General features: G+C 56.5%; 5 protein-coding genes. 2 read left to right on the forward strand and 3 right to left on the reverse strand.

The window, feature by feature from the left end; all coding sequences use genetic code 11:
* Positions 1-295: 295 nt before the first annotated feature.
* Positions 296-1,381, reverse strand: a complete 1,086-nt coding sequence (locus B9H04_RS16825; protein ID WP_080508673.1) for a glycerophosphodiester phosphodiesterase — start codon at positions 1,379-1,381, stop codon at positions 296-298.
* Between the two features lie 65 nt (positions 1,382-1,446).
* Here B9H04_RS16825 and B9H04_RS16830 point away from each other — a divergent pair, with 65 nt between their 5' ends.
* Together B9H04_RS16830 and B9H04_RS16835 are read left to right on the forward strand one after the other, a co-directional pair.
* A complete protein-coding gene (locus B9H04_RS16830) occupies positions 1,447-1,737 on the forward strand; it encodes a hypothetical protein (protein ID WP_049933168.1) in 291 nt (96 codons plus the stop codon).
* A gap of 350 nt (positions 1,738-2,087) precedes the next feature.
* Positions 2,088-3,701: a sensor histidine kinase gene (locus B9H04_RS16835; RefSeq protein WP_049933166.1), complete on the forward strand. Its 1,614-nt coding sequence runs from the start codon at positions 2,088-2,090 to the stop codon at positions 3,699-3,701.
* A 742-nt stretch (positions 3,702-4,443) separates the two neighbouring features.
* Here the strand turns inward: B9H04_RS16835 and B9H04_RS16840 are convergent.
* Together B9H04_RS16840 and B9H04_RS16845 are read right to left on the reverse strand one after the other, a co-directional pair.
* Positions 4,444-4,899 (reverse strand): site-specific integrase, encoded by a 456-nt coding sequence (locus B9H04_RS16840; RefSeq protein WP_211216884.1) that lies wholly within the window; start codon positions 4,897-4,899, stop codon positions 4,444-4,446.
* 318 nt (positions 4,900-5,217) lie between these two features.
* Complete coding sequence (locus tag B9H04_RS16845) at positions 5,218-7,281, reverse strand: ATP-binding protein (RefSeq protein WP_049933165.1); 2,064 nt, start codon at positions 7,279-7,281, stop codon at positions 5,218-5,220.
* Between the last annotated feature and the right edge of the window lie 108 nt (positions 7,282-7,389).

Consider the following 7,389-nt stretch of genomic DNA (forward strand, 5'->3'; position numbering starts at 1 on the left):
AGATTTTATAATATTTGAAATTATTAGTAGTGAATGGTAAGCACTGCTACAATTACTTCGGCCTCAATACGTACCTGTACATACCGATCCAGAGAGTTCTGGGGTATTTTGAGAAATATCGCTGAGACGACCTCATCGACACCGCCGCACACTAACTCGTCGTGGCCACGAAGACTTAATCGACGAGAATCGACGGCGGACGAACAAGAGTCGATCGAAGGACGCCGCTAACAGAAGTGGGGCCGCGTCGGCGCGCTCACACCTGGTCTCCGTCGACCGGCCGCTCGCGTCGTGCTCAGGACTGCGTGTCTCCGGCAGACGTCTCACCGGAAGCGGGGAGCAGACCGGAGTAGTCGGCGGCGATGCCGTCGACGCCGGCGGCGGCAAGCCGACTGGCCTGATACCACGTATCGACTGTCCACACGTTCACCTCACGTCCGTCCGCGTGCGCCTCGGCGACGAGGTCCACGCCGGCGGTGACCGCCGGATCGTGGAACGGAGTTCCGAATATTACCTTCATCGGAGCGTGGACCGCTGCGGCGTCGTGTGCCCGAGCGATAGCGAGTCCGTCGCCAACCGACTCGTAGACGATAGGAGCGACCGGATACGATGACGTGTCGCGCGTCGCGGCCAGCGCACCCTCACAGAATGACGAACAAAGAAACTCGTTGTCGTGAGCGTCGAGTATGTCGACAACTCGGTCTACGAATGGCTGCCAAGCAACTCTGCGGTCAGCAAGCGCGTCCGGAGAGAGTTTCTCGTCGAACCGCAGGTCGTACCGGCCGGGGTTTTTCAATTCTACGTTGACTCCGACCTCGGGAGGGACGGCTTCGAGGAGCGTTGACAGGCGCGGTACCGTGTCGCCGCTCCGGAGTACCTCCGCACCAGTGACGGTCATCGTCTCGGTTTCCCAGACGACGCCCGTCTCGTCCGTGAGTCCGCGCTCACCGCCGTTGCGTCCTGCTAAGTTGTTGTCGTGAAACACGACGACGTCGTCGTCGGCTGTCGGAACGACGTCGATCTCGATAACATCGGCTTGGCGGGTCGTCGTTCCCTCGTCATCCGTCGATCTGCTCTCGCTTGCCGCCGCTTGAGCAGCGGTGACGGTGTTTTCTGGGTTCTCTCCCGCGAAGCCACGGTGCGCGATGAGCGTGAGTTCACCGGGTGGAGTGGCGTCTGCCGGACCGGCCCCGCTGTCCCGACGTTGCGTGGCTGTTGCGTCACTCGTCTCGTTAGTGCCCTCGGGTTCCACCCCACCGTCGGTGTACACGGCCCCGAGCGCACCCGCTGTTGTGATACCAACGGTGCTCTTGAGCACCCGACGGCGGTGCGTCGGTTGTCGCGTCTCGACTGCGAACAGTTCTGGAAGATGGCGAGCCATATGGGGATGTCTCGCGAATCGGATATAGCGGCTGGTATGTCGTATCATGAGGCGTCTATATCATTGTGTACGTGTCGATAGGGCTCGTCGGCGACCAGCGGTACCGGCTAGGCGACTCTCGCACCACCGAGGATCAGCCGGCTCCCGACGATCGCGAAGAGGGCGTGAACGACCTCGCGCTGGAGTCGTTCGCTCACGCGTTCGCCGAGGCGCATGCCGACGGTGAGGCTGGAAACCACGAGGATCGGTGCGGCGGTCGACGTCGGGGCGAAGCCGATGTCCAGGAGGGTCCGAGCGCGCCCGCGACCGCGGTCACGAGCACGACGGTCTCCACCGGTCCGGCTGCGGGCCCGTGAAGCATACATTCGACGCGAGTGGAAGTAGAATACTGAAACACACCACATCACACTACCACTCAAATTTGGGAATTATCTTGAAACTCAACGAGAAGTAAACAGGTGTCCCCAAGCCTAACCGTTCAGGAAACGGGGTTTTCTGAACAGTAAAATCAAATCTACAAGCCTCTTCCCGAACTCAGTGAAACACTACTATTCGCAAATTGATAGAATATTCCGTGATGAATACAGGGCGCAAGTCTCGCGCTGGCTCTCGTCAGGACGGCGGCCCAGTCAATCGGTCAATATAATTTGTATATCCTGTACCGGAACGCTTCACATTATTAGCAGGCGAGAATGTATGATGCCTCATGATCGTTGGAATCGCCGCAGCAATATCTATCGGGAACGCAGTGGGTATCTCGGCTATCAGTGCGACGGTCGCTCACCGTTACAACGAACCAGGGGCTGCGTGGTTCACAGGATACACTGCGCTGATCGGGGTCGGTCTCGGACTCGTCAGTGTCGGCATCCTCACCGATCTTATCTCAGTGACCGACTTTGGGGGTGCGGTCGGGCGGTGGCTGGCAGTTGTCTGGATCCTCCCCGCCGCTTTGTGGGCTATGTTTGCACTTCGGTACACGGGACGGTTCGTCTCGCTTTCGCTCAAGACGGGTGCGCTGATTGCGTTTCCGCTTTTGGTGCTTACTCTACAGGGTCTACTAACCGGAGTATCACTAGTGCCAACGCAGGTTCTCGGACTCCTTGGAATTACTACCCGTTATTACGCAGTGACGCTGGCTGTAGCCGGGATCGTGCTGGTGGTGCGAGCGACACGTCGGTATGACCACCTAACAGCATGGCAAGGAATTGCCTTTGCTGTGGCACCAGCGGCGATGTGGCTGTTCTGGAGCAATATTCCGTATACTGCTCAACTCGGTCAAGCAGCGGGAGGGGCCGCCTATGTGCTTGGCTCTCTCGGCGCGGTGGGTGGGCTTGGACTCGCGGTGTTTCGGTTCGACGCGTTCAAAAAATCCCCTGCCGTCGGCGTCGTCGGCGAACGGGATGTCGTAGACGAGACAGACGACTTGGTGCTAATAGCGGATGACGAGCACCGCGTGGTGCGAGCAAACGAGAGTGCGCGCACTGCGTCGGGGGACTCCGACCCGTCTACCGGCACCGTTACCGTCGAAGATACCGTCGGAACGAGTGTGGACGGGCTGCGAGCAACCGAGACGCTCGAACTCAATGTTGAGGGTACGTCAGCGAAGTTTGACCCGCAGGTGTCGACGGTACTCGACCAGCATGACCAGCAGTTGGGTACCGTGATCAGCCTCCGAGAAGTGACCGAACGAGAACTTCGCAAAGAACGACTCGCGGTGCTTAACAGGGTTCTGCGGCACAACCTACGTAATCAAATCGATGTCGTCAACGCTCATCTCGAGGCCATCGATAACGACCACGCGGACGCCGCAACTGAGGCGACCGATCGCATCACACACATGAGTAACCGCGCGCGGACGATCGACCGACTTCTCTCAGAGACGCACGAAAACGTCGCCGTCGATGTCGCCGAGCTGCTCCGCGGCACTGTGGCCGCCTACGACTCCTTGGTCGCTGTCGAAGCACCCGACTCGTTGATGATCTCGACAGACGGTGCCGCCCTCGAAGCGGCTATAGAAAGCGCCGTCGACAATGCGGTCACACACGCTACGAACGTGACAACGTCTCTCCGGCAGACGCCTGACGGATGCGAAATCCAGGTCACCGATGATGGCCCGGGGATTCCCGAGTCGGAACTATCTGCGCTCGAAACCAGCACTGAGACAGCACTACAACACGGCACGGGTCTGGGATTGTGGCAACTTACCTGGGCCGTCCGCACTCTTGACGGTACCGTCTCTTTCGACACATCAAACGGCACCACCGTCACAATTACCCTCTTTGACGCATCTTCAACTGGTGAGTCAGAGACTACTATTTAACAGGCACGCATAGAGAGCAGTTGGCCCGATCAGCGCACCCCGGGGTCTCTTGTAACAAGCTTGGCCCCATCCTCAGACAAACTTGCCCGAAAATATGTACAGTTGATAGTCGACCGACGCGGACGTCTCAGTGTGAGGTTGACGCTAGGTGGGTGCTGACTTCACGCTCTATATTCAGCAGTCAGTAGCAGCCTATATCACATATCGAATAGTTATTTCGCCAGGTTGGGCAAGAGCCATTTACAAATTGGCGGCTCTGTTGGAATCATATTCTTCAGACATAATATTATATGAAACAAATGGTCGATGAGAGCTGCGTACTGATCGCTTCAACGCATCGCGTCTAACGTCGTGGCCACTGCGATCGGTGTTAGAATTGTCAAAAACAACCACTGATGCTGATTCGTCCACTGTCGGACTCTTGTGGAGCGACGGCGTAAGAGGGCAATCGTACTGAACGAGAGAAGCCCAAGCACGCTGACTAGGTTCCCAGTAAGTCCCATCCAGAGCGCAACAGGGAGCGGAAGAACAGTCATAACGAGATCTGCTGTTCTTTCGAAATCCATACTCTCAACTTTTAACATTCAAAAATATATCTACTGGTCTTGGAGAACAAATCACTCCATTGATATCCTCTGCTGTGCGACCCGTGAATTGCCTGTACTGACCGCGACTGGGTCAAAATATATCACTCGCTGAATATTTCAGCAGAGCCGAATTGGCCCACCATTAGGCGTATAAATCAGTACAAAGAACGCGACTGAACTGTCGGCTCGAAAACCTGATCCGCACCCGGGTCGGACTCGACGGTCCCCGGGACGAACGAGATCTTCTCGCGCTCGCGTTCCGCAGCTGCCGGGCTCATCATTCCGAGATAGTGGCTTCTGAACGTCTCCCAGTCTTCCCAGCCGCCCCAACTCATCACGACGGCAGGAAGAGCACCACAGTTCCACAGCAGATGACCACCCCAGGTCCGACGGAGATCGTGAACGTCGAGGAGAGTCCACCCCTCGTCGCCAGTCGCCGCGTACCGGCGTTCGCCGGCGCGCTTCACCCAGCGATAGATTGAGTTCGGCTCGACGTCGACGATCGGCTCATCGGGGTCGCGTTCGTATGAGAGCGTCCGGACGGAACTGGCGAGTTCCTTTGGAATCGGCGTCTCGCGGTACTGCCCGCGCTTCGGGTAGTCGTTCCACACGCGGAGGAAGCCGTCGGGGCGTACGTGAAGTCGTTGCCCGTGACGCTGGCGATCTCCTCGCGACGGAGTCCGGCCTGAACGCCGAGCCGAAACGCGATCTCCTGCTCTGGGGACTTCGCCTCGTCGATGAACGCTGCGACCTCGTCGTTCTCGTCGCTCTGGCTGAGCCAGACCCGCTTCCCGTCTCGTTTGGGATAGTCGTCAAGTCGCATAGTAGGCTTTGCGAGGTGACACACCGGATCATCCTACAGCTAAAGCCGCAGTATATTTCTCGGATTTGATAATATGATTTAATAAAGATGAACAGTCGAGAATATTTTATGAGGAGTCCGTAGGGGTTGGGAGGTGGATCTGGATGGTTGTCCCTGATTCAGATCCGGACACTTCGATGTCCGCCCCTACCGTGACGACGATCCAATACGCGAGATAGAGACCGAGTCCTTGGCCATGGACTAATGGTTGCTCTTTTCCTTTAACCAGAACTTCTTCTTCTTCTTTCGGGATTCCAGGCCCCTCGTCCGCGATGGTCAGCACAACTGAGTCATTACGCTTGATTACAGTTATCTTGACGACCGGGTCCGAGCCGGTGTGCTCCGCAACGTTTTCGAGCAACTCCCACATGGCCGTCCCGATCCGTGGTAAAGTTTCGGCGACCGCAGTGTCTGGTAGCTCGGTTGTCACTCCCACTTCCGGGTGCCGCTGTTCGAGTCTTTCGATCGTATCGCTGACGGTCGGAATAATATCGACTGCTTGAAGTTCCGGCGAGACCTCCCGGTTCTCTTCGATCTGTCGCGCTGACTCAGCAATGTCCAACAGGCGTTCACCAGCCTGAACGATCGTCTCAGCGCTCGATTTAGCACCTCCGTCAAGCTCGTTTGCGAGCAGTTCGGCACGGCCATTAATCACCGTCAGTTCGTTCCGAACATTATGTCGTAACACGCGATTTAATACGCTGATCAGGCCCTCGCGCTTTCGTCGCTGGCTCGCGTCTTGAACCATCACTTGGACTTCTGTGACGTCGTCGGCCGTCCGCTTGTCGCGGCTCACAGAAGGGTCGTAAATTGGAACGAGCCGCATGTCGATGTAAGTGGTGCGACCCGACTGTGTCACGATAGGGTGGTCGCGTATCTGAGCCGTCTGGCCATTTGTGACCTCGTCGAGACGCTCCACTGCTGTTGTGAGGCTCTCGTCATCTGCGGCAAGTACTGATATGTGCTCGCCAGTCAACTCCTCAGGCTCGTATCCCACGAATGATTCGGCCGACTCGGACACGTAATTGAATCGCATCTCGATGTCGATTCGGAACACGAACGAGAAGCTCGCAGCCAGAATGGCCCGGTAGAGCTCGTTGCGTTGGTCGAGTTCGCGTTCTCGCTTTAGCAGTTGCTGACGCTGCCGCTCGCGTTCTGAAATGTCATTGAGAGTCAAGACATCTGTCTCTGATCCCCCGACACCCATTGATTGTGACGACACGAGGTAGTGGCTCGGCTGAGTGCCGTTATTCTGCGTGACGACGTTTTTTGTCCCGTTCTGGGCCGCACGGAGTTCCGGAAACACATCTTCGAGGCTCTCGCCGACTGATCCACCAAGATCCGGAAACGAGTCTACCATCGCGGCTGAGTAGTCTTTGATCCGACCATCGTCGTCGACGATCAGGGTCAAGTTGCCGGCTTGGGAGGCCGCGCCGACTGCTAGGAGCCGATCGCCGAACAGGAACACTGCTCCGACCGCGAACCCTGCTACCCCAACCGGCGCGTAAATGAACTCAATCAACGTCGGTGTCGTAATAGCGATGAGATCAAAGATAACAGGTAAGCCGAGGAGGCCGGTCATGCCAGCCAGCAGCCGTGAGTCATACTCCGACTTCACATATACTTCGAATATCATGAATAGGCCGACGGCTGCGAGCACATACGAGAACCCAGTTGCTATCCAGTGGACTATACCGTGGTTGATCGCCAAATAGCGAAAAGGCGTGGTAGCTTCACTGATTGTAAAATAGAGGCCGTGTAACGGATTGGTAACCTTCACGGTTACCACGGTGAGAAACACGCCGGTACTGAGGAGACGTATACTTGAGTTCTGATGTAGTTGCCGGCCGCTATAAGCGGATGCGAAGTACAACCACGCCCAAACGGTCCCGAATCCGAACACGAGTCCAATAATATACGCGGGCTCCTTGAGTGGATCCGGCACAAGAAAGTATCCCGTTTTGAATATTCCCCAGATTCCCGTCGCTACGAGCATTCCGACCAAGCCACGACGGATGTCGGCGTCGGAGATCATCCTCGCACGCGGAATAGCCGCAAAACAGATGATGCCACTAATAAAAAATAGACTAATATATGCGATACCCGCTGGTGTCGTCAACACTCCAGCCATCACGCGGTGAATACCCTACGCTTGTGACTTTCTGATATTGGGACACCCATCAATATATGTGTGTTTGATGATGTATATATAATAACCTATGGCCGAATTATCTGATCT

The organism is Halorubrum ezzemoulense DSM 17463, from assembly GCF_002114285.1.
Lineage (GTDB): Archaea > Halobacteriota > Halobacteria > Halobacteriales > Haloferacaceae > Halorubrum > Halorubrum ezzemoulense.

Bases quoted from the DNA above. Each gene is read 5' to 3' on its own strand.
- B9H04_RS16825 (WP_080508673.1), bottom strand. From the start codon at position 1,381: ATGGCTCGCCATCTTCCAGAACTGTTCGCAGTCGAGACGCGACAACCG.
- B9H04_RS16835 (WP_049933166.1), top strand. From the start codon at position 2,088: ATGATCGTTGGAATCGCCGCAGCAATATCTATCGGGAACGCAGTGGGT.
- B9H04_RS16845 (WP_049933165.1), bottom strand. From the start codon at position 7,281: ATGGCTGGAGTGTTGACGACACCAGCGGGTATCGCATATATTAGTCTA.